Genomic DNA, 21,849 nt, shown 5'->3' on the forward strand with positions numbered 1-21,849 from the left:
AATTATATTTCAAGTCTTTTCAATTCCTTATAATTCCTCTTCAGCCTCCGTAAGAGAATTCCATAGATCAATCTATAGAACAGCCAGATTGCAAGAAGAAAAATTGCGAGAATAATTATCCCGGCGATGGTGAATTTCACCCATTGTATGGTGTCAAAAGTATATTTTGAGGCATCTTCTACCTGCTCTACTACCTGGTGATTTTGTATAGTAAAATATGCAATAACAATAGAATACAAGCCTGTGGAAATCAAGATGTAAGCGATGTAAGTTTTCACAGTTCTTCTGGTCCTTATTATGTTGCGCATTAAAGTAGCAGCATTGTCTGTACTGGAGATCCTTCTGTAATTGCGGTAGAAACAATAGATGAAATAGAATGTTATAAGGTAGCTTACAATGTAGATGTAAATAGTTGCCTTTTTAAGATGTAATTGTTCCATTTGCTCCCAGTAGCTGGAATCGGCCATAAAAATATTGAGCAAAGTGGAAAGGAGCAGCTCCACGATGCTTATAACAAAGATCCATTTGACTATAGAAGATGACTTCTTCCATATCATTTTATAGATCTCGTCATAGGATAGCCTCGGAAGACTTTCTTCCTGCCTTTTCCAGTTTTGTTTTAAAAATTCAAGTTCATCCATGTGGTAGGTCTACGGATTTATTATGTTTTTAAGGGCTTTCTTAATCCTGTTCATCTTTACTCTCGCATTCACTTCAGATATCCCGAGAGTGTCTGAAATTTCCTTGTAAGATTGGTCCTCCAGGTATAAAAACACCAATGCTTTATCTATGTCATTTAATTCTTTTACCGCCTTGTACATTAATTTTAGTTGTTGCTCAATTTCGTCATTATAAACTTCTGCTTTGATCTTAAAGCTTACCTCATCATAATCCTGCGTGTGCAGATCCTTTTTTGATTTTCTATAGAGGGTAATGGCTGTATTAAGGGCAACACGGTACATCCAGGTACTAAATTTCGAGTCACCTCTAAACTTGGGATAGGCATTCCAAAGCTGTATAGTGATCTCCTGGAACAAATCATTGTGAGATTCCTGGTCATTTGTATACATGCGGCATATCTTGTGCACAATGTTCTGGTGCTTTTCAAGATTGCTTACAAATTCGTGTTCCAGTTCTTTCTTCAAAATAATATTTAGACTTCTATAGGTAGCGAATTTATACTACTTGTTACAATTCCCTTAAAGTTTCTTTATCTTCTTTTTTCTTTTGGGAAAGTCCTAACTTTGGAATAAACCAAGCTTAGGATGAACATTCCAATATCCGAGTATCCCCGTGTTGTCATTGTTGGCGGCGGCTTTGCCGGGCTTTCAATAGCAAAACATCTCTTAAAGGAGAAAATTCAGGTGGTCCTGCTCGATCGCCACAACTACCATACTTTTCAGCCATTACTTTATCAGGTTTCCACGTCGGGTCTCGAGCCCGATTCTATTGCCTATCCCTTGCGCAAGATCACCCGTCGTAGTAAAGACGGCTATTTTAGGCTTGCCGAGGTACAACATATCAATGCTGAAGAGAATATTATCCAGACCTCAATTGGCGAACTGGCTTATGACTATCTGGTTTTAGCTACAGGTTCCCGGACTAATTTCTTCGGAAATAAAAGTATTCAGAAGAATGCAATGTGGATGAAGACCATTCCACAGGCTTTGAATATTCGCAGTCTTATCCTGGAAAATCTGGAACAGGCTGTAATTACCGAAGATCCCGAAAAACGAAAAGCCCTGCTTAATTTCGTAGTAGCAGGGGCAGGTCCCACCGGGGTGGAACTCTGTGGTGCTATTGCCGAAGTTCGGAACCACATCGTACCGCGTGACTTCAGGGATCTTGATCCTTCAGAAATGAAGATCCATTTAGTTGAAGGTCTTGACAGGGTGCTCCCTCCCATGAGTTCAAAAGCATCCGAGAAAGCTGAAAAATTTTTGAGGGAACTGGGTGTTGAAATTCACCTGAATGTGATGGTACAGGAGTATGATGGAGATAAGGTTACTACCAACAAAGAAGATCTTACTTTTCATACCTCTACCTTCATTTGGGCAGCTGGAGTTTCGGGGGCACCGGTCAAGGGTCTTAATGCATCTTCAATTGTAGAAAGGGCAGATAGGTATGAAGTGAATGTTTTCAACCAGGTCAAGGGTTATGAAAATATCTTTGCTATAGGTGATATAGCTTTGATGAGGAATGAAAATTATCCTAAAGGACATCCCATGGTGGCGCAGCCGGCAATTCAGCAGGGGAAACACTTAGCTAAGAATTTAAAGCGTATCCTAAAAGGGGAAAAGATGGAACCCTTTGAGTACTTTGACAAAGGTACTATGGCAACCGTGGGAAGGAATAAGGCTGTTGTGGATATTGGTAAACTCAAATTTGGTGGATTCTTCGCCTGGTTTATCTGGATGTTCATTCACCTGTATTTCCTGGTGGGCTTCAGGAACAGATTAATCACGTTTTTTAATTGGGTTTATAATTATGTGAATTTTGATAAAGCCGCCAGGCTGATCATCAGACCGTTTAAAAGCAATAAAGAAAACCTGGAGGTAGATCAAAAAAAGGTTTAGCCAGTGAATTTCTTCACAATAACAAGTAAAAAAGCGGCCAATAGCCGCTTTTTTATCTTTCTATATTTCTATTTATCTACATCTTGATTTCGGCACATCCTACCCTGGTTCCTGCATTTCCGCTGGGTTGAGATGTGAAATCATCTGCGCCTGCGTGAATGATCACTGCCTTGTTCAGGATGTCCTTCTTGTCGTCCTCACATCCTATACACCATTGGTCAGTCGTAAAGGTAATGCTACCTTCTCCATTAGAATTTACAGCAAAATTTCCTATATCTCCACGGTGGTATCCCCCTGCGTCACCCCATTCTCCATGATCTTCAAAAGTGGGATTCCAGTGACCCCCCGCAGATGTTCCATCTTTAGCAGAACAGTCGGCGTTTTCATGAAGGTGAATTGCGTGCATTCCTTCTTCAAGTCCCGAAACATCAGCTGTCATCGTAACCTCATCACCTTCCTGCATGAAAGTTACCGTTCCTGAAACATTACTACCACTCCGGGATTCTATCTGGAAGGTTAGCTCGTCTTGCACATAAGTGTCATCTGCACCTGCCTCTTCTTCCTGCTGGGTGAGATTCGTATGTTCATCTACCCGTTCATCTGCCGTTTGGTTCTCATTTTTGCAACCGGTTAGCAATAGCGCGGTAAAAACAAAAACAGATAATCCTATACTTTTCATATTATGGTTAGTTTTAATTATTAACAATTAACGAAATTATAGCATCCTCCCGCCGTAGCCAAAAAATTAAGGAGAGCTTAACAATGAGAGGGTAATTTCTATAGGGACTTCTGCAAGGGGAAAATCATAAAAATAAATAGGGAATCACTCTATTATTTTCAACTTTATTAGTGAATATGATTTAATTCTAAACAGAACCTAATGAAAAAATTAAAAGAAATTTTGGGAATAGGAGTTAAGATGACTTATTCTTTTGTTCTTTCCAGCTTAGTGGTAATTTTAACCTTGTTGGAGAGACTACGATGAACAGGGCATTTGTCTGCTATTTCAAGAAGTTTCTCTTGTTGTTGTTCATCAAGATTGCCTTTTAGCACTATTACCCTTTCAAAAACGTCAATTTTGGCAGTATTTCTTTCGCAGTTCTCGCAATCTTCTGCATGAGTTTTTTTGTGATCGACATGGGTCTCTACATTTTTAAGGGGCCACTTTTTGCGCCGGGCATACATTTGAATGGTCATGGAAGTGCAGGCGGCAAGGCCTGCAGAGAGAAATTCATATGGTGATGGTCCAAAGTCATCACCCCCAAAAGATTTTGGTTCATCTGCAGTGAAATAATGTTTACCGGCCCTCATTTGGGTAGTAAAACCTTCTTCCCCGAGATTAGCTACGACCTGGTGGTCGGTTTCCAGTTCCTCTTCTTGAGGGACCTCAAGATAACGGGAAGCCCAGGAGGCGATCACTCTTCCCGCGTATTCTGAATCTTTGTTGTTCGTTAATAAATGGTCGGCACCATCAAGGGAAATAAAACTTTTGGAATGTTTGACACTTCTGTATAATTCTTCAGCATTGCTAATTTCCACAACGGAGTCCTGAGGAGAATGCATGATCAAAAATGCCTTTTTTAGATCCTTTGCAAATTCACTAAGGTCATGAGTATTAATATCCTGCAGGAAGTTCTTCTTGATCGTGAAATTCCTGCCGCCAACATTAACTTCGGCAACGCCGTTTTGTTCGATCTCTTCCAGGTTTGATCGCAGTAAATGCTTCACATGAACTGGAGAGGATGGAGCACCTATTGTGACGACACTCTTTACCGTTGGAAGCTGTTTTGCTGCAAATATGACTGCAGCTCCTCCCAGAGAGTGGCCAATTAGCATCTCTGGTGCTTTATATTCCGCTTCGAGAAATTGAGCAGCAGAAAGAAGATCCTCAACATTTCCCGAAAAGGTAGTATTGGAAAATTCTCCATCGCTTTCTCCAAGCCCTGAGAAATCAAAACGCAGTACCCCATAGCCGCTGGCAGAAAGGGCGCGTGCAATATTTTTGACAGCAAAGTAATTCTTGTTACAGGTAAAACAGTGGGCGAATAGGACGTAGCTGTGAGGGTGAGCATTAAGTGGAAGCTCCAGGTAACCCGACAATTCAAGTCCTTCAGAATTAGTGAATTTTACTTTTTTATAGTTCATGATCCAGAATTTGCAATTAAAAAAGAGCTTTTAAAAAGCAACTCTTTATTCCATATTCACTTAAAGATCTCATTGAGGTTCTTCAAACAACAGAATAATTTTCACTTTTTAAAAGCTCTTAGTCTTCTACAGATAATTCAGGTTATCTGCGATACTTGGAGTAATCAAATTCTCCTCTGTCATAGAATGAATCATCTTCGGGAATGTTTCCGCTTCTGCGGCTGTCAGAATAGGTTCCGCTTTCGTTTCCGGTGAGCGCATCTCGATCACGATCAACTGTCCTTCGGTCATTATCTGCCAAAGTTCCACTGCGTCCGGCAATATTTCCTTCTCTGTCGTCATCTCTGCGTCTGTCAGCTTCCTGCATTCTTCTTCTTTCTTCGTCCAGGTCGGTAGTTCGACCTTCGGTTCCAAGATCCCTGTCTCTGTCCCTGCGGTCAACATCTGAATCTCTGCGGTCATCCCGGTTATAAGATTCCAGCACTACAACCTCGTAATCCCGGTCAATGTCATAACCTTTTTCATACCTTTTGGTTTCAGCAAAGGTGCGATGATCGATCCTGTCTGTATAAACATATTTGTCATCGACATTTAATCTCGCTAAACCTATGGGAAGAATTAGGTGGTTTTCACCATCTTTATTTATGAACTCATGTACGTCGCTGGAAGCGGGCTTTCCATAAGGATCGTGATCTGCATCTATAATGGATTTATCTACCTCGACGTCGAGATAAACAACCCTCTTTTTCTCTTTACTTACCAATAGATTATCCACTTTTCCAACCACTTTGTTGTCGGCATCCTTCACAGGCCATCCTCTTACATCGGGATCATCACTGTCGACTTTAAAGTCTGAAAGTTCGTTTAGGTAATACAAATGTTTTCTATTTTCTTTTCTGTCTGTCATAATCTCTTCTTTTTGTGGTTTAGCTCATTTTTCTTAATAAATCCCCGGCCTCATCAAAATATTTCTTGATCTGGTCCTTTTGCTCCAAGGTTGGCGTAGTACTGTTGATGTTCTGGGCTGCAGTTTTTACTTCATTGACATCACTGGATAGATTAGGATATCCTTTCTTTTGCATCTTCTCCATAATGTTAGCCAGTTTGGTACCTGCAGCTTTGATCTTATCTGCGTGGGTTAATGCCATAGGATCCTTTTCAATTTGCCTGGCGTCCTGCCTTACACTTTGCATATCTGCACTAATGTCATAGTTCATTTCATTAGCCTTTGCCTGTACGGCGTTCATAAGGTGAATAATTGCGTTGTTAGTGTATTCATGATCTATTCCCATTTTGTTGTTATCTGCGATATATGCCAGATAACCTGATACTCCCTGACCCGTAGCTGAAAGTGTATCACCATCGGTTTCCCAGCCGGTAGTGTCAGTTTGTTCATCCCAGGTTGTAGTCTCATCATCTTCCTCCCAGGCGGTTTCTTCAACCTGTTCGGTTTCTACGTCATCAATGTCACCGTCATCATCGGCAAATACTAAAAAGTATAGTATTGCGAGGATAACCAAAACAAGGATGATCCAAGGCCAAATAGGTTTTTTCTTTTCGATCTTGATCTCTGCCATAATTCTTCTTTTTTTATTAGTTAGATTGATATCTAAATTACTGATTTTGAACCCCATTTTGATTAAGGGCAGCCTAAAGTATTGTTAATTAAGCATTAAAAATGCCAATTGATTGCAATAATGCCAGCGTGGAAGAAAATGTAGAGAATTTTTTTAGGGAACTGCAATTTTTATCTTGACAGGAGAAATTCGTGCAGTGACATCTCTAATGTCACCCCGATATTCTCCATCAATCTGAAAAGGAATGGTTCTTTCACTGTAGATTCGGGCTTCAACTCCCGAAATGATCTCCAGGAAGTCATCATCAAGTTCCACGTTTTCCCTGAAGGTTTTTAAGATCTGAGGTATATTGAATTCCTTAAAGATGAGGATCTCAAATTTTCCATCATCATATTTCCCCTGTGGGTTGATATTAGCTCCTGTTCCATATTTGCGGGCATTGGCTACCGCTATAAGAACTGCTTTTCTGGATAGAAATTTTCCATCCACTTCTATGTCGAACTGAAAAGGGAAGTCGCTTTTGATAAGGGTGGGAATAGACTGGATGAGATAACCCAGCTTTCCCCGAATATTCCCTTCCTGGTAATTCTTTATCAAAGCTGCATTTAGACCTATATCACTTATATGAAGACACAGCTCGTCATTGATAAGTATGGAATCAAGGCGTTTAAATTTATCTCCAAGAGCTATACTGGTAAGCTCGTCATTATCACCATTAAGGTTGAGGTTTTCTGCCAGTCCATTTGCCGAGCCGGCGGGGAAGATCCCAATTGGAACCGAATCATCCTTAAGTAACTCAGCAATTAATTTTATAGTGCCATCACCTCCCACAGAGAGGATTCTATGAGGTGCAAAATCTTCAATCATGGAAAATAAAGCATCTTTATCTCCTTTTCCGGAGGTATAATAGATCTTTAGTTCCCAACTTTTATTCTTTACCTGTTTTTTGACCTCCTCAATAATGTCCGTTTTATCCAATCCTCCCGAGATAGGATTAACAACCATTAAAACCCTCTTAAAGTCATCCATTCTATTGAGCTTGTGCCTAAAAATAACTAATTTGGGGAGGATAGGCAGTTAAAAATATACAAATATGAGGCTTGACATAAAGCTGTATCGAGGATATATAAATGACCAGGAACTTGTTGTTTTTGGACATGTATTCAAATCATGGGCACCAGATAAATATGAAATAGATCGCAAAGGGTACCGCCATGCAAAATCTGTATATAAGATGTTCACTATAAGTCCTATCAAAAATGCCACAATAAAGCTGAATTTTAAGGACCTGGAAGTGGTTACCAAAACTACAGATGATGGTTATTTTCGATTCAATCTGCCTTACAACAAATTTCTGGAAAGTGGTTGGCATCAATACAGTGTTGCCTGTGAAATAGGAGAATTTGGGGTGGTAGAAACAGGAGAGTTGCTTAAGCCTTTTAAAAGTAAGCTTGGAATAATTTCGGATATTGATGACACTTTTTTGATCTCCCACACCCACAATTTCTTTAAGAAGTTATACGTCATCCTTACTCAAAACATCAATAACAGGGAAGTCTTTGATGATGTGGTTCCCCACTACCAGGCCCTTAGCAGGGCAGGACAGGAGGAGGGGCAGTTTAACTCCTTTTTTTATGTCTCCAGCAGCGAATGGAACCTTTACGAGTTCATTCTACAATTTTCCCGAAAACACAGGTTACCCAAAGCGGTAATTAAACTTAAAAGTATAAAGACAGGTCTTGGGGATTTCCTATTTACGGGCAGGGGAGGGCACGACCATAAGTTTATAAAGATCAAAGATATTATTTCGTTCTATCCACAACTTCAGTATGTCCTAATGGGGGATGATTCTCAACAAGATGCTTATTTGTATGAAAGGATCACCAAGATGTTTCCATTGAACATAAAAGCAATTTATATAAGGCAAACTTCCAAAAAACAAAAGGATAAGGTGAAGAAAGTGCTGGACAACATTGAAGATCTTGGAGTTGCTACCTGTTATTTTGAAGATAGTGGAAAGGCAATTGCTCATTCAAAAAAAATAGGGATCGTTTGATCCCTATTCCGTTTTATATCTATTTGATTTGCGGCAGATTTAAAAAGTTGATGACGGAAAAACGATAACACTTTCGTTTCCATTCTTACCTACAGCAGAAACGCCGAAATAAAAATTGTCTATTACGATCCCTTCAAGAGTAAAATTGTCAACATCTCCTACATATCTCGAATATTGCCATTGGGGCGCAGTAGTTTCTCTCCAGTAAACTTTATAACCTGCAACGTCCTCACCGGGAAGTTTTTCCCATTTTAATTTAGCTGAAGGTTCCACAATCCCCCCAATTGAGACATTTTCGGGAGCAGGAGGTGCCCAGGCGAGACTTGCCATGGTGATGGCATTCACAGCGGTTAGTTTGACAGCGTAATCAAAGTTCACATGATCGATAACATCGCCATATGCAATTCCATCTTCAGTGCGAATATCCTGGTGCTGCTGGGTGTAATTCTCATGAGCTTCCATGATCCTTATTCCGGCAAAGCCCAGATCATTGAAAGGTCTATGGTGACCACCACGTCCAAACCTATCCAGTCTGTAGACCATCATGGGATTCATTTCGGGCATATAGGTCCCGGTGACGCGATGTACATATCTTGCTAATTGTCGGGAAATTCCATCCACTTCCCCTCCGTAATATCTACGCATTCTCCTTTGATCTTCAGTTTCAGTAGGAGGAACAGGTTCAGAAAAGATCCTGAAGGTGCGGTTGTCTATTACTCCGTCAACGCCTTCGATGTTTCCGATCATGTCATTATTTAAAACTCCGATTATTTCCCAACCTTCATCTTTAGCCATCTGGGCAAACCCCTGGCCTCCAAACAAGCCTTGTTCTTCACCTGAAAGTCCGAGATAAACGATGCTGTTCTCAAAGTCATACTTGGAAAGTACTCTTGCGGCTTCCATCACACCGGCCATACCACTGGCGTTATCATTTGCTCCGGGTGCATCTGTAGTGAAATCCATGGTATTGCTGGCGCGGGAGTCTATATCCCCGCTCATAATGATGTACCGGTTAGGATATTTAGTTCCTTTTTGTACAGCCACAACGTTTACCACCCACGCGTCTTTAGGTACTCTGCGGTTGCCCTCCTTAGTGACGAAATCTTTCTGATAAAAAACGTCAAGACATCCGTCGCATTCTTTAGCTATTTCATCAAAATCGGCTTTAATGAATCTCCTTGCAGCTCCAATTCCACGGGTATTGGAGACAGTGTCGCTAAAGGTGTTGCGGGTGCCGAAGCCGGCAAGTCGGCGAATATCTTCTTCAATTTTTTCAGCAGATACAGATTCAATGATATCGTAAATTCTAAGATCAACCTGTGGTGGTGCTACCTCCTGTGAAAAACTGGTTAAGCCACAAAAAAGTAAAGTGGCAAAAATTGCATTTTTGAACATAATTATTTTTTAATTTCTTCATCGGCAAAATACTAAAAATAGAGCATAAAAAAAGCTGCATGATATATGCAGCTTTTATTGGAAGTATGGATTGCCTAGTATATGATCTTGTCATCACCATCCATCTCTGTCTCCAGTTGTTTTGACTTTCCTCTAATCTTTGATTTTACGGTGTCATAACGATGAGAAAGATTGTCGGCCATGTCGTTGTATTTACTTTTGGCTCCATACATATATTCGTTGCTCTTATCAGCAATATTTTTACGGGTTTCAGAACCCTTTTTAGGTGCTAAGAGCAAACCTGCTATGGCACCAAGTGCGGCTCCTGAAAGTATTCCTGCTAAAATTTTTCCTGTTTTCATGTTCTGTTATTTTCTAATTGATAATGGTTAAATATCCAGGTACTAATATAATTCTATTTGTGGGGCTTGTAAGGGAATGCTTAGTTAAGGTTGAATTAAAAGTGACAAAAATTTTAGCTGATATTTAACAGCTAAAATTCCGTCCAGGGTTAACGGGTAAGGCTAACAAATTGATCCAGGAGCTCCCTTACCTCATCTACATTATCGATATAATATTTAGCTTCGGTCTTATTCATTCCTACTTTCACCGTTACTGTTTGATCTGGTAGTTCTGTAAATAGATATTCATCTGTCCAGTCATCACCAATGGCAAACATGAAATCATATTTTTCAACTAATAGTTTATTGGCAGCTTTTCCTTTGTTCACCCCGCTGTTTTTTATTTCGAGCACTTTATTTCCCTGAAGTACAGATAAGCCGTGATTGGAGATCATATCCTTAAGAACTGCCGACAGTTCGTTGGCTCTCACCTCGCCCAGTTCAGGGTTGGCTTTTCTGTAATGCCATGCGAGGGAGAAATTTTTCTCCTCGATAAAAGTTCCCGGCGTACGGTCTACATAGGTCTCAAGAACAGGTCTAACAGAAGCCATCCAATTGTTGTTCAAATTTTCTGTCATCTGCCATTTTTCACCTACAGGCCTGTTCCAAACTCCGTGTTCAGCAATAAGTTCGATTGGCACATTTTTCCACCAGGTTCCTAAAGTTTCTTTGTCCCTTCCGCTAATGAGGACTACGCGGGTATTTTTTTGGTCTCCAAGCCTGCTGATCAATTCAATCAATTCGGGGTCGGGCATGGCTTCCTCGGGTTTGTCTACAAATTTCCGAAGAGTGCCATCATAATCCAGGAAGAGGATGCGGTGCTGTGCTGCACTATACTTGTCAAAAAGGTCCTTTTTGACGTTATCTGTCAATTCAATAGCTTTAAATGCTTTTCTTGAATTTCGGGTTTCTCGTAAGCTTTTCATGAAATCATTGGCCCATTTTTCGACGTTATAACGCTTTAGTCTTTTTTGGAGCAGCTTATTGCGTCTCACCTGCTCTTCCTCGGGCATTTCCAAAGCCATTTTTATTGAATCTACTATCTGTTCAAAATTGTTGGGATTGATGATAAGGGCTTCATTGAGTTCGTGAGCCGCACCGGCCATTTCGCTTAAGATCAGAACCCCGGTATGATCTGTCCTTGTTGCCACATATTCCTTGGCTACCAAATTCATTCCGTCTCTTGTGGGGGTAATGAGAGCGACATCACTTGAGGTATACAAATCAATGAGATTTTCAAAAGGCATGGAGCGATAAAAATACCAGATTGGGGTCCAGTTAATAGTGGCAAACCGCCCATTGATACGTCCCACCAGCTCATCAACCTCCTTTTTAAGTAATTGATACTGTGGCACATTGGTTCTGGAAGGAACAGCAAGCATTATTAGCCTTACCTTTTCCTGATACTCGGGATATTTCTCTAAAAAATATCCAAAAGCTCTAATCCTGTTGGCAATGCCTTTGGTGTAATCCAGCCGGTCGATTGAGAGAATTAATTTGGTGTTGCGGGTTACATACTTGTGATAATCCAGCTTTTTTTGAATGTCTGAATTCTCACTCCTTGGCTGACTATAATGCTCTTTGGCTGCATTCCAAAATTTTTTGTAATCAATTCCCATTGGAAAGGAATCTGACCTCACAATACGGCTTCCAATATTGACGCTGTTAAAGTTGATGTCATACCTCAAAATTCTATTTACAGAACGCAGGAAGTGCCGTTCATAATCATAGGTGTGAAAGCCAATAAGATCTGCTCCCAGCATTCCTTTTAGCACCTCTTCCCTCCAGGGTAGAGTTCTGAAAACTTCGGAAGAAGGAAAAGGAATATGATTAAAGAAGCCTATAGTTACTTTCGAATTCTTTTTTCGAATATACTCCGGCAGTAGCAGGAGTTGATAGTCATGTACCCATACAACATCGTCATCATTAAGTCGCTCTAAAACTGCATCGGCATATTTTGCATTCACCTGTTTATAGGCTTCCCAGTAATCTGGCTGAAACTCTGTATACTCCATGAAGTAATGGAATAGGGGCCAAATGGTTCGGTTACTAAATCCATAGTAGAATTTCTCAATTTCTTCGGAGGTAAGGGAAACGGCCACACAGTCCTGTTTTTGACATTCGGCATCTACTTTTTGCTGCAGGTCTTCGGGAATATCTTCAGCAGCCATGCCTGTCCATCCTATCCAAATGCTGTCTCCTTCTTCATGAAAGCTTTTTAGTCCTGTAGCCAGGCCGCCGACGCTGGGTGTAACTTCTATTTCTTGATCTTCGGTAATGTTTATTTGTAAGGGTAGGCGATTAGAGATTATTATTGTTTTGCCCATAGGAAAATTTAAGCGGGTTCTATCTGATTCATTTTCCTTAAATTTCCGAAATTTAAAATAAGCACCCTACCATTTTAAAAGAACTTTAAGACTAGATGAAAACATTAGATTATGGGTTGATCGGCAACTGTAAAAGTGCCGCATTGATCTCAAAGTTGGGCTCGTTAGACTGGTGTTGTTTGCCTAATTTCAACTCCGCTTCTGTCTTCGCCAAACTACTCGACAAAAATAAAGGAGGACACTTTTCATTCGAGGTTTCCAATGATTATAAGATCACTCAGAAATACCTGTGGAGAACCAATATCCTGTCCACGACATTCACTTCAAAAGAGGCGGCTTTTCAAGTGATAGATTTCATGCCGAGATACAGAAAAGATAATGGCGTCTTTTATACCCCTCCAGATATAATTCGCTATGTAAGGATCCTTAAAGGAAACCCGAAAATTAAAGTTAATTACTCGCCGCAACTCAATTATGCTCTGGAAGAAACTGTAACTGAAAATCATCGCTATTTTCTTAAGAGTTTCACCAAAAAAGGCACTTACGATTCGCTTTATCTTTATACCAGCCTTGGTCTCGATGACGTGCTGAAGGGAGAGGAAATCACTTTGAAGGATGATGCTTATTTCCTCATGGGGTACCATGAGAAACTAAGAGAACAAAATCTTGACAGGGCATATTTAAAATTCCAGCGTACCAAGACCTACTGGATGAACTGGAGTGAGTCTACAACGAAATTCCCTCACTATGAGGAGCAAATAATGCGAAGTGCTCTTGTTCTTAAGGCAATGAGCTATGAAAAAACAGGAGCGGTGCTTGCCGCGGTGACCACTTCTCTACCCGAAACTATTGGTGAGGTACGAAACTGGGATTATAGATTTTGCTGGATTCGTGATGCTTCAATGGTTATAAAAGTAATGAGCACTTTAGGCCACCGCCAGTCTGCTGAAAACTTTCTGCAGTTCATCATTGATCTCATTCCGCATAAAGATGAGAAGCTGCAAATCATGTATGGGATTAATGGCGAAAAGGAGCTCACAGAACACATTTTAGACCACCTTGAGGGATATGAAGGTTCAAAACCTGTGCGAATAGGAAATGCAGCCTACATTCAAAAGCAGAACGACATCTATGGGATCCTTATGGAGGTCATTTACCAACAGTTCTTAAGGTTCGAAACCACCCTGGAAAATAGTGAGGAACTATGGACTATTGTGCGGGGTATTGTAAGAATCGTAGAAGAACACTGGAAGCAGCCCGATAAAGGGATATGGGAATTTAGAAGTGAAGAACGTCACTTCACTTTTTCAAAGCTCTTGTGCTGGGTAGCTGTAGATCGTGCTGTAAAAATTGGGGAGATTCTTAGGAACGGGATCAATGATAAGAAATGGAAAACCCTTAGGCAGGAAATCTATGATGACATCTACCACAGAGGCTGGAATGAAGAGGTGCAGGCATATACCCAGTCTTATGGCTCTAAAGACCTGGATGCTTCAACCTTATTGATGGAGACATATGGCTTTATAAAGGCTAAAGATCCTCGGTTTGTGAGTACTGTACATGCAACGGAGCGAGAACTTTGTCACAACGGGCTGCTCTTTAGATATAAGAACAAAGATGACTTTGGGACTCCTTCTTCTTCGTTCACTATTTGTACCTTTTGGTTCATCAATAGCCTTTATAAAATAGGTGAAAAAGAAAAGGCGCTTAAAATGTTCGACCAGTTACTTTCTTATAGTAATCATTTAGGGCTGTTTAGTGAAGATCTTGATTTTGAAACAAAGCGTCTGTTAGGGAACTTCCCTCAGGCTTATTCACATTTGGCCCTGATAGAGACAGCAATGAATTTTTCACAGAATATTACTTCTGAAGCTCACCTGAAGGACCTTTTGGCTGAGGAGCCCCCTCTTTAATTTCCAAACGGGTTCGCGGCAGACTGTCGGGGAAATTCTTCTGAATGTATTTGAGAAGATTTTCCCTGGCATATACCCGCAGATCCCAGGCTGTAGGCGCATCTTTGGCGCTCATTAGAGCTCTTAGCTCCATTGTCTTTTCTGAGAGATCTGTAACCTGGATCACATTGACTTTCCGGTCCCAAAGTTCTGTAGCATTAAGAAGCCTTGTCAATTCCTCCCGCAATTTGTCAATAGGAAGATCAAAGTCGGTATAGATGTAAACTGTTCCCAAAATGTCTGATGAATTCCGGGTCCAATTCTGGAAGGGTTTTTCAATAAAATATGTGGTTGGCAAAACCAGTCGGCGTTTATCCCAAATTTGAACCACGACATAGGTCAGTTTGATTTCCTCGATGCGACCCCATTCTCCTTCGACTATGACCACGTCATCCAGCCGAATGGGTTGTGCAATAGCGATCTGAATCCCGGCGAAAATTGTTCCGAAGACCTTTTGGGCTGAAAGACCTAAAATTATACCTGCAATCCCTGCAGAGGTGAGGAGGCTGACTCCAATTTCTTCAACCCCGTCAAAGGTGAGCAAGGCTATTCCCAAACCAAAAAGCACAACCACAAATATTGCGATCCTCTCAATAATGTTGAATTGGGTGTAAAATTTCCGGGCTCTAAGGTTATCTGCTTCGGTAACGTCAAAGCGTTTTAAAAATTGATTTTTGGTGATCCTTATAGCAACGATAATAAACCAGGTAAAGCTGAAGATTAGGAGAATAGAACGCACATGTTGAAAAAAATTGACCTGTCCTTCGTCAGTAATGATCTCGCGGTTGATAAGCCCCGCCTGAATGGCCACTGCCAAAAATAACGTTATCATTGGGACCTTTAATCGGCTGGCAATATTGTGTGGGAGAATGTTGTGCGGATCTTTCCCTAACTTCTTCAGTAAGAAATGTACCAGGAAATACAGAACAAATAAACCGGCCAGAAAAAAGAGAATGTTTCTCGTAGAATCTTCCATAGACTTACTTTTTCCTTTTTCATAAGCTAAAAAATGACGGGCACTTAAGCTGTTAAAGAAATAACAAAAGAAAAAGGCCGCCAGTGGCGACCTTCAACAGATTCAACAATGCAAATTAACTTTAGAAGGGATATTTATTTTCAGCAATTGCCTTAGCCGCAATGGTTTTACGTAGCTCAACAACATTAGGCTGGTTTTCGTACTTGGTAAAGCGTTTTAGCCCCATCAACATCATTCTTTGTTCATCACCTTCAGCAAAGGAAACTATACCTTCCTTAGCCTTTTGATTAATGGTGTCAACAGCATGATATAGATATAATTTCGACATTGCGATCTGTTCCTGCTGGCTTTCTGCACCGTAACGCTTTGCGTTCTTTTCGGTCCTTAAAATGGCAGATTCTGCCATGTAGATCTCGATAAGAATATCGGCTGAAGCCAGTAACAACTGCTGGTGATCTTCAAGTTGAGGTCCGTATTTTTGAACGGCACTACCTGCTACCATAAGGAAGACTTTTTTCAGTTTTTTCACCATTTCCTTTTCTTCAGCAAGGAGTTCAGAAAAATCGGGTTTTTCGAAGGAAGGGATTCCGGTGAGTTCTTCTCCAACTTTTGTAGCAGGGCCTAAAAGATCCACGTGACCTTTCATGGCTTTCTTTACAAGCATTCCCACGCAAAGCATGCGGTTGATCTCGTTAGTACCTTCGTAGATACGGGTGATCCTTGCATCTCTCCAGGCAGATTCCATTGGTGCATCGGCCGAGAAGCCCATTCCTCCAAAGATCTGTATCCCTTCATCTGTACAATTCTGAAGGTCTTCTGAAACTGCGACTTTTAAAATAGAACATTCTATGGCATATTCCTCCACACCTTTAAGTTCAGCTTCCTGATGGGAGTTGCCTTCTTCCTGACGTATCGTTATCCTGTCTTCAATGTCTTTTGCAGCACGATAAGAAGCAGATTCTCCTACATAAGCCGAAGTTGCCATTTCAGCAATTTTTGACTGTATAGCTCCAAATTGGGCTATAGGAGTTTTGAACTGTACCCGGTCATTTGCGTATTGTACTGCAGCATCAATGGTCCTTCTTTGTGCATCTAGACAGGCTCCTGCAAGTTTTATACGCCCAACGTTTAGAGCATTCATGGCAATTTTAAATCCAGTGCCTCTTTCTGAAAGTATATTTTCTACAGGCACTTTGGTGTCATTGAAGAACACCTGACGGGTAGAAGAGGAGTGGATTCCCAGTTTCTTTTCTTCTTCTCCCAAAGAGATCCCGTTAGGATTTTCGGGATCATATTCTACAATGAATCCGGTGATGTTCTTGTCGTCTTCGATACGGGCAAAAACGATCATCATATTGCAGAATCCGGCGTTGGAGATCCACATCTTTTGCCCGGTGATGCTGTAGTATTTTCCGTCTTCAGAAAGAACAGCTTTTGTCTTACCTGAATTTGCATCACTACCTGCTCCCGGTTCGGTCAAAGCATATGCTCCAAACCATTCTCCTGTTGCAAGCTTCGGAAGATATTTTTTCTTTTGTTCCTGATTTCCGTATAGAGTAATAGGCAATGTTCCAATTCCTGAATGTGCCCCAAAAGCCGTAGAAAAAGATCCCGTAGCTCCCGAAATGTAGTCTACCACAAGCATTGTAGTTACAAAGCCCATTCCCAGGCCGTCATATTCTTCCGGAACTGAAACTCCCAAAAAGCCCATTTCTCCGGCCTTTCTCATAAGTTCCTCGGTAAGCTCGTAATTTTTCTTTTCAAACTCCTCCCTCTTGGGCATAAGTTCACGATTCACGAATTCATGTACCGAATCCCGCATCATTTTCTGCTCATCAGAAAAATCTTCGGGTGTGAAAACATTTTCTGCTTTGGTTTCCTTCACAAGGAACTGCCCCCCGCGAAGAAGGTCGTGTTTCTTATTGTCTGCTTCTGTTGCCATTGTATTTAGTAGTTTTATTTTTGTTTATTTCAGAATCAAGAGCCAAGAATCAAGAGTTAAGACTTTTTATCCAAGCCGTCAATGAAGCCTGAAATCATTCTTTGTAAATCTTGAATCTTCTTTTCTAATTCTAAAAATTGCTGTTCATCAATATATTTCTCTTGGTGAGCTACAATTATTTGTGTCTCCCATTCAAAGGCTGAACCCAAACTTGTGTCAAGAAATTGACCGAAATGTTTGTCAGTTCTTTTACTTGTTCCCTCGGCAATATTCGAAGGTATAGACACCGCACATCTTATTAATTGTGTGGTGAGGTTGTACTTTTCTATATCGGGAAAAGTCTTTACAATTCTATAGGTGATTTGAACCAGGCTCATTCCTTCCTGCCAGATCTTCATCTTTTTAAAATTGTGCCTCCCCATTTTTTGTCTTGGTTCTTGTCTCTTGGTTCTTGTTTCTGTTTAGGAGAGAAATTCAAACACTCCCGCGGCTCCCTGTCCTGTTCCTACGCACATGGTGACCATGCCGTATTTGTTCTTCAGGTCCCGTTTGCGCATTTCATCAAATAATTGAACCGAAAGTTTAGCTCCCGTACAACCCAATGGGTGACCCATGGAAATGGCACCTCCGTTAGGGTTCATGCGCTCCATATCCAGTCCAAGCTCTCGAATCACTGCCAGAGATTGTGACGCAAAAGCTTCATTTAATTCAATTAGCTCAAGATCATTTAATTGAATTCCAGCCTGCTTTACTGCTTTTGGAATGGCATACACAGGTCCGATTCCCATGATCCTTGGTTCCACACCAACAGCTGAGTAGCTGACTAATCTTGCTACCGGCTCCAGGTTCAATTCTTTAACCATTTCTTCGCTCATCACCATCACAAAGGCCGCTCCATCACTCATTTGAGAAGAGTTTCCCGCGGTCACGCTTCCTCCTTCGGTAAACACCGGTCTAAGTTTTCCCAGCACTTCCTGGGAAGTATCAGCTCTTGGTCCTTCGTCCTTATTTACTGTATAGGAACGGGTTTGTTTTTTTCCATTCTCATCCACGTATGTTTGATCAACTGTGATTGGCACGATCTGGTCCTGGAAACGATCTTCTTTTTGCGCCTTTAGAGACTTCTGGTGAGAGTTGTATGCAAACTCATCCTGATCTTCTCTTGAAACCTTGTATTTATTGGCAACGGCTTCGGCAGTTAGACCCATTCCCCAGTAATAATCTTCCCGGCCTTCTTTGGCGAGTTTATAATCGGGTACAGGTTTGTATCCTCCCATTGGGATATAGCTCATGCTTTCGGCTCCGCCGGCTATGATGCAGTTAGCCATCCCGCTTTGGATCTTGGCTGTTGCTATTGCAATAGTCTCAAGTCCCGATGCGCAGTAGCGGTTCACTGTCATCCCGGGTACGTCTTCTGTATTTAATCCCATAAGAGATATGAAACGTCCCACGTTAAGTCCTTGTTCGGCTTCGGGCATAGCGTTACCAACGATGACGTCATCAATACGTTTTTTATCAAATTCCGGCAGCTTATCCATCATAAACTGGATAGTTTCTGCCGCCAGTTCATCTGGCCTTTTAAATCTGAATACCCCCCGCGGTGCCTTTCCCACTGCAGTTCGGTATCCTTTTACGATGTAAGCTGTTCTGTTCATTGTATATTGTATTTTGTATAATGTATATTGTCTTCTTTGGTGGTTATAATGTAGATTGAAGTTTAATGATCATGTTCTGAATATGATGAACTTCCTTTTCAAGGAATTCAAAATCATTTTCTGGAGTAAATTGAAGATTTCTGCAAATGATTAACTGAGTTTCAAACTCAAAGGCAGAACCTAGAGCGACTCCAAGAAATTTTGCAAAGTCTTTATTCGTCTTACGTCCACAGCCTTCGGCTATGTTAGAAGGAATTGATACTGCCGATCTTCTTATCTGTGAAGTGAGCCCGTATAATTCCTCCTTAGGAAAAGCAGCACTTTTAAGATAAGTTTCCGTTACCAGATCAATTGCTTTTTGCCAAACCTTTAATTCTTTAAAGTAGTTCATAATCTTCTCAATTTTACAGTATACAATCTACATTATACACTATACGATTAGTTTCTTAAAGGCTTCCCCTTCTGCAACATGTGCTGCAATCTCTCCAAAGTCTTTCTTTCTCCCGTAAGCGATAAGAATGCTTCTCTTTCAAGGTCAAGCAGGTATTGTTCGCTTACGTATGAGTTTTCAGAAAGATCTCCACCGGCCATAACGTAGGCAAGTTTGTTGGCGATCTTCTTGTCGTGTTCGCTGATGTATTTTCCGGCGAACATTTGATCTGTTCCCACGTAGAAAGCTCCGAGTGCCTGACGACCGAGAACTTTTATGTCCTGTCTCATAATTGGTTTGGTATATCCATTTTCAGCCATTAGCAAGGCGTGTTTTTTGGCTATTGCCAACTGACGGTCAGGATTAACTACCACTATATCTTTTCCTTTTTGAAGGATATTGAGATCAAAAGCTTCATAAGCTGAGGTCGAAACTTTGGCCATTCCAATTGTTAGGAAATGCTCACGAAGTCGGTTTAGCTCCACATCATCCTTTTGGAAAGTATCAGCTGCACGAAGGGTCATCTCTTTAGATCCACCTCCGCCCGGGATCACCCCGACTCCAAATTCCACGAGTCCAATGTAAGTTTCTGCTGCAGCTACTACTTTATCGGCATGAAGTGAAAGTTCACATCCACCACCTAAAGTCATGGCGTGAGGCGCCGCAACTGTTGGAATAGAGGAGTAGCGCATTCTCATCATGGTATCCTGGAAATACTTGATCGCCATGTTCAGCTCGTCATATTCCTGTTCTACAGCCATCATAAAGATCATTCCGATATTGGCACCCACAGAAAAGTTCTTTCCGCTGTTGCCAACTACCAGTCCCTGATACTCTTTTTCGGCCATGTCAATGGCTTTGTTCAAACCATCTAGTACATCGCCACCAATAGAATTCATCTTGCTTCGGAATTCCACATTTAAAATTCCATCCCCTAGATCTTCGACAACAACTCCGCTGTTGCTGAATACTTTTTTGGATTCCCTGATGTTGTCAAGAATAATAAATGCGTCCTGTCCCGGGATCTTCTTATATTCTTTTGCTGTTATATCATAATACCAGGTATTACCATCCTTAACAGTATAAAAGCTCTTGTTGCCTTTTTCAAGCATTTCATTCACCCAGTCGGCCGGTTTACGACCTTCCTCCTTCATGATCTCAATGCCTTTTTCGACACCAACAGCATCCCAGATCTCAAAAGGTCCATGTTCCCAGCCGTACCCGGCTTTCATAGCATCATCTATCTTATAAAGTTCATCGGTGATCTCGGGTATTCTATTTGAAGAATAAGAGAAAATGGCGGCGAAGTTCTTGCGATAGAATTCTCCTGCCTTGTCTTTTCCGCCAACCAAAACCTTGAATCGTTCTTCTACTTTGTCAATGCTCTTGGTCTGTTCAAGAGTGGCAAAAGATGCCTTCTTCTGAGGCCTGTATTCGAGAGTCTTAAGATCCAGTGAATGAATTTCACTCGAACCATCATCTTTCTTCAGTTTTTTGTAGAATCCTTGTCCGCTTTTGCTACCAAACCATTCATTCTCAACCATGGTGTTGATGTAGTCGGGCATGGCGAAAAGATCATGCTCTTCATCGGTAGGCACTCCTTTGTGTAAACCTTCGGCAACATGCTTTAGAGTATCAAGACCAACGAGATCTACGGTGCGAAAAGTGGCAGATTTTTGCCTTCCTATTACCGGTCCTGTCAGTTTATCAACTTCTTCTACGGTAAGATCCAGTTCCCTCACCATATGGAACAGGCTCATAATACTATAGGTCCCGATCCTGTTTCCAATAAAAGCCGGAGTATCCTTAGCTACTACCGATTTCTTTCCAAGGAATTTCTCACCGTACTCATTCAGGAATTCCAGGACTTCCTCAGAAGTATCTGGTCCCGGAATGATCTCAAACAACCTCAAATATCTCGGCGGATTGAAAAAATGGGTTCCGCAGAAGTGTTTTTTAAAATCCTCACTTCGTCCTTTGTTCATCTGTTGAATTGGAATTCCCGAGGTATTGGTTGTAATCAGCGTTCCCGGTTTGCGGTGTTTCTCAAGGTTTTCAAATACCTGTTTTTTAATATCGAGACGTTCAACTACCACTTCCATGATCCAGTCTACTTCAGATACTTTTGAAATATCATCTTCCAGGTTTCCGGTCTTGATACGCTTTGAAAAATCTTTATGATAAATAGGAGAAGGCTTGGATTTGAGCGTTTCCTGTAGCGAATTGTTCACAATGCGGTTGCGCACCTGCTTGTCTTCCAGGCTAAGACCCTGCTTCTTCTCCTTGTCGGTCAGCTCTCGTGGTACGATGTCCAGCAATAGCACCTCTACTCCAATATTGGCGAAGTGACAGGCAATACCGCTACCCATAATTCCGGAGCCAATTATTGCAACTTTGTTGATTCGTCTTTTCATGTT

At 41.2% G+C, this 21,849-nt stretch carries 19 protein-coding genes; 3 read left to right on the forward strand and 16 right to left on the reverse strand.

Annotated features, from left to right (window positions below):
* Positions 1-2: 2 nt before the first annotated feature.
* A complete protein-coding gene (locus ACXYMT_RS11135; protein WP_459059193.1) occupies positions 3-641 on the reverse strand; it encodes a hypothetical protein in 639 nt (212 codons plus the stop codon).
* 9 nt (positions 642-650) lie between these two features.
* Positions 651-1,145 (reverse strand): RNA polymerase sigma factor, encoded by a 495-nt coding sequence (locus tag ACXYMT_RS11140; RefSeq protein WP_459059194.1) that lies wholly within the window; start codon positions 1,143-1,145, stop codon positions 651-653.
* 120 nt (positions 1,146-1,265) lie between these two features.
* On the opposite strand from ACXYMT_RS11140, the gene ACXYMT_RS11145 reads away from it, so the two are divergent.
* The gene (locus tag ACXYMT_RS11145) at positions 1,266-2,576 is read left to right on the forward strand and encodes an NAD(P)/FAD-dependent oxidoreductase (protein ID WP_459059195.1); all 1,311 of its coding nucleotides are present in this window, start codon (positions 1,266-1,268) and stop codon (positions 2,574-2,576) included.
* 76 nt (positions 2,577-2,652) lie between these two features.
* Here the strand turns inward: ACXYMT_RS11145 and ACXYMT_RS11150 are convergent, their stop codons facing one another.
* The 5 genes from ACXYMT_RS11150 to ACXYMT_RS11170 all read right to left on the reverse strand — a co-directional run bounded on the left by ACXYMT_RS11150 (position 2,653) and on the right by ACXYMT_RS11170 (position 7,327).
* Positions 2,653-3,255 carry a superoxide dismutase family protein gene (locus ACXYMT_RS11150; protein ID WP_459059196.1) on the reverse strand — a complete coding sequence of 201 codons (603 nt, stop codon included), beginning with the start codon at positions 3,253-3,255 and terminating at the stop codon, positions 2,653-2,655.
* Positions 3,256-3,500: 245 nt separating this feature from the next.
* Positions 3,501-4,721, reverse strand: a complete 1,221-nt coding sequence (locus ACXYMT_RS11155; protein ID WP_459059197.1) for a bifunctional alpha/beta hydrolase/OsmC family protein — start codon at positions 4,719-4,721, stop codon at positions 3,501-3,503.
* 142 nt (positions 4,722-4,863) lie between these two features.
* The gene (locus ACXYMT_RS11160; RefSeq protein ID WP_459059198.1) at positions 4,864-5,628 is read right to left on the reverse strand and encodes a PRC-barrel domain-containing protein; all 765 of its coding nucleotides are present in this window, start codon (positions 5,626-5,628) and stop codon (positions 4,864-4,866) included.
* Positions 5,629-5,647: 19 nt separating this feature from the next.
* The gene (locus ACXYMT_RS11165) at positions 5,648-6,298 is read right to left on the reverse strand and encodes a hypothetical protein (protein WP_459059199.1); all 651 of its coding nucleotides are present in this window, start codon (positions 6,296-6,298) and stop codon (positions 5,648-5,650) included.
* A 153-nt stretch (positions 6,299-6,451) separates the two neighbouring features.
* Positions 6,452-7,327, reverse strand: a complete 876-nt coding sequence (locus ACXYMT_RS11170) for a diacylglycerol/lipid kinase family protein (protein ID WP_459059200.1) — start codon at positions 7,325-7,327, stop codon at positions 6,452-6,454.
* A 64-nt stretch (positions 7,328-7,391) separates the two neighbouring features.
* Between ACXYMT_RS11170 and ACXYMT_RS11175 the strand changes: the two genes are divergently transcribed.
* Positions 7,392-8,354 (forward strand): App1 family protein, encoded by a 963-nt coding sequence (locus tag ACXYMT_RS11175; RefSeq protein WP_459059201.1) that lies wholly within the window; start codon positions 7,392-7,394, stop codon positions 8,352-8,354.
* 39 nt (positions 8,355-8,393) lie between these two features.
* Here ACXYMT_RS11175 and ACXYMT_RS11180 read toward each other — a convergent pair whose 3' ends face one another.
* The 3 genes from ACXYMT_RS11180 to ACXYMT_RS11190 all read right to left on the reverse strand — a co-directional run bounded on the left by ACXYMT_RS11180 (position 8,394) and on the right by ACXYMT_RS11190 (position 12,477).
* Positions 8,394-9,749 (reverse strand): M28 family peptidase, encoded by a 1,356-nt coding sequence (locus ACXYMT_RS11180; RefSeq protein ID WP_459059202.1) that lies wholly within the window; start codon positions 9,747-9,749, stop codon positions 8,394-8,396.
* 95 nt (positions 9,750-9,844) lie between these two features.
* Positions 9,845-10,111, reverse strand: a complete 267-nt coding sequence (locus ACXYMT_RS11185; protein ID WP_459059203.1) for a YtxH domain-containing protein — start codon at positions 10,109-10,111, stop codon at positions 9,845-9,847.
* Positions 10,112-10,260: 149 nt separating this feature from the next.
* The gene (locus tag ACXYMT_RS11190; RefSeq protein WP_459059204.1) at positions 10,261-12,477 is read right to left on the reverse strand and encodes a bifunctional alpha,alpha-trehalose-phosphate synthase (UDP-forming)/trehalose-phosphatase; all 2,217 of its coding nucleotides are present in this window, start codon (positions 12,475-12,477) and stop codon (positions 10,261-10,263) included.
* A gap of 95 nt (positions 12,478-12,572) precedes the next feature.
* Between ACXYMT_RS11190 and ACXYMT_RS11195 the strand changes: the two genes are divergently transcribed.
* Positions 12,573-14,390, forward strand: coding sequence for a glycoside hydrolase family 15 protein (locus ACXYMT_RS11195; RefSeq protein WP_459059205.1), 1,818 nt, complete (start codon positions 12,573-12,575; stop codon positions 14,388-14,390).
* Here the strand turns inward: ACXYMT_RS11195 and ACXYMT_RS11200 are convergent.
* From ACXYMT_RS11200 to ACXYMT_RS11225, 6 genes are all read right to left on the reverse strand, one after another.
* Complete coding sequence (locus ACXYMT_RS11200; RefSeq protein ID WP_459059206.1) at positions 14,338-15,405, reverse strand: mechanosensitive ion channel family protein; 1,068 nt, start codon at positions 15,403-15,405, stop codon at positions 14,338-14,340. The genes ACXYMT_RS11195 and ACXYMT_RS11200 overlap by 53 nt on opposite strands.
* Before the next feature lie 121 nt (positions 15,406-15,526).
* On the reverse strand, positions 15,527-17,347 hold the full coding sequence (locus ACXYMT_RS11205; RefSeq protein WP_459059207.1) for an acyl-CoA dehydrogenase family protein: 1,821 nt from the start codon (positions 17,345-17,347) through the stop codon (positions 15,527-15,529).
* Between the two features lie 56 nt (positions 17,348-17,403).
* On the reverse strand, positions 17,404-17,745 hold the full coding sequence (locus ACXYMT_RS11210; protein WP_459059208.1) for a four helix bundle protein: 342 nt from the start codon (positions 17,743-17,745) through the stop codon (positions 17,404-17,406).
* Positions 17,746-17,808: 63 nt separating this feature from the next.
* Positions 17,809-19,002: an acetyl-CoA C-acyltransferase gene (locus tag ACXYMT_RS11215; RefSeq protein ID WP_459059209.1), complete on the reverse strand. Its 1,194-nt coding sequence runs from the start codon at positions 19,000-19,002 to the stop codon at positions 17,809-17,811.
* Positions 19,003-19,045: 43 nt separating this feature from the next.
* Positions 19,046-19,393, reverse strand: coding sequence for a four helix bundle protein (locus tag ACXYMT_RS11220; protein WP_459059210.1), 348 nt, complete (start codon positions 19,391-19,393; stop codon positions 19,046-19,048).
* A 47-nt stretch (positions 19,394-19,440) separates the two neighbouring features.
* A complete protein-coding gene (locus tag ACXYMT_RS11225) occupies positions 19,441-21,846 on the reverse strand; it encodes a 3-hydroxyacyl-CoA dehydrogenase/enoyl-CoA hydratase family protein (protein ID WP_459059211.1) in 2,406 nt (801 codons plus the stop codon).
* Between the last annotated feature and the right edge of the window lie 3 nt (positions 21,847-21,849).

It is taken from the genome of Salinimicrobium sp. CAU 1759, from assembly GCF_054482715.1.

Excerpts from the sequence above, each read along its gene's own strand:
- ACXYMT_RS11135 (WP_459059193.1), bottom strand. The coding sequence starts at position 641 with ATGGATGAACTTGAATTTTTAAAACAAAACTGGAAAAGGCAGGAAGAA.
- ACXYMT_RS11145 (WP_459059195.1), top strand. The coding sequence starts at position 1,266 with ATGAACATTCCAATATCCGAGTATCCCCGTGTTGTCATTGTTGGCGGC.
- ACXYMT_RS11150 (WP_459059196.1), bottom strand. The coding sequence starts at position 3,255 with ATGAAAAGTATAGGATTATCTGTTTTTGTTTTTACCGCGCTATTGCTA.
- ACXYMT_RS11155 (WP_459059197.1), bottom strand. The coding sequence starts at position 4,721 with ATGAACTATAAAAAAGTAAAATTCACTAATTCTGAAGGACTTGAATTG.
- ACXYMT_RS11160 (WP_459059198.1), bottom strand. The coding sequence starts at position 5,628 with ATGACAGACAGAAAAGAAAATAGAAAACATTTGTATTACCTAAACGAA.
- ACXYMT_RS11165 (WP_459059199.1), bottom strand. The coding sequence starts at position 6,298 with ATGGCAGAGATCAAGATCGAAAAGAAAAAACCTATTTGGCCTTGGATC.
- ACXYMT_RS11170 (WP_459059200.1), bottom strand. The coding sequence starts at position 7,327 with ATGGATGACTTTAAGAGGGTTTTAATGGTTGTTAATCCTATCTCGGGA.
- ACXYMT_RS11175 (WP_459059201.1), top strand. The coding sequence starts at position 7,392 with ATGAGGCTTGACATAAAGCTGTATCGAGGATATATAAATGACCAGGAA.
- ACXYMT_RS11180 (WP_459059202.1), bottom strand. The coding sequence starts at position 9,749 with ATGTTCAAAAATGCAATTTTTGCCACTTTACTTTTTTGTGGCTTAACC.
- ACXYMT_RS11185 (WP_459059203.1), bottom strand. The coding sequence starts at position 10,111 with ATGAAAACAGGAAAAATTTTAGCAGGAATACTTTCAGGAGCCGCACTT.
- ACXYMT_RS11190 (WP_459059204.1), bottom strand. The coding sequence starts at position 12,477 with ATGGGCAAAACAATAATAATCTCTAATCGCCTACCCTTACAAATAAAC.
- ACXYMT_RS11195 (WP_459059205.1), top strand. The coding sequence starts at position 12,573 with ATGAAAACATTAGATTATGGGTTGATCGGCAACTGTAAAAGTGCCGCA.
- ACXYMT_RS11200 (WP_459059206.1), bottom strand. The coding sequence starts at position 15,405 with ATGGAAGATTCTACGAGAAACATTCTCTTTTTTCTGGCCGGTTTATTT.
- ACXYMT_RS11205 (WP_459059207.1), bottom strand. The coding sequence starts at position 17,347 with ATGGCAACAGAAGCAGACAATAAGAAACACGACCTTCTTCGCGGGGGG.
- ACXYMT_RS11210 (WP_459059208.1), bottom strand. The coding sequence starts at position 17,745 with ATGAAGATCTGGCAGGAAGGAATGAGCCTGGTTCAAATCACCTATAGA.
- ACXYMT_RS11215 (WP_459059209.1), bottom strand. The coding sequence starts at position 19,002 with ATGAACAGAACAGCTTACATCGTAAAAGGATACCGAACTGCAGTGGGA.
- ACXYMT_RS11220 (WP_459059210.1), bottom strand. The coding sequence starts at position 19,393 with ATGAACTACTTTAAAGAATTAAAGGTTTGGCAAAAAGCAATTGATCTG.
- ACXYMT_RS11225 (WP_459059211.1), bottom strand. The coding sequence starts at position 21,846 with ATGAAAAGACGAATCAACAAAGTTGCAATAATTGGCTCCGGAATTATG.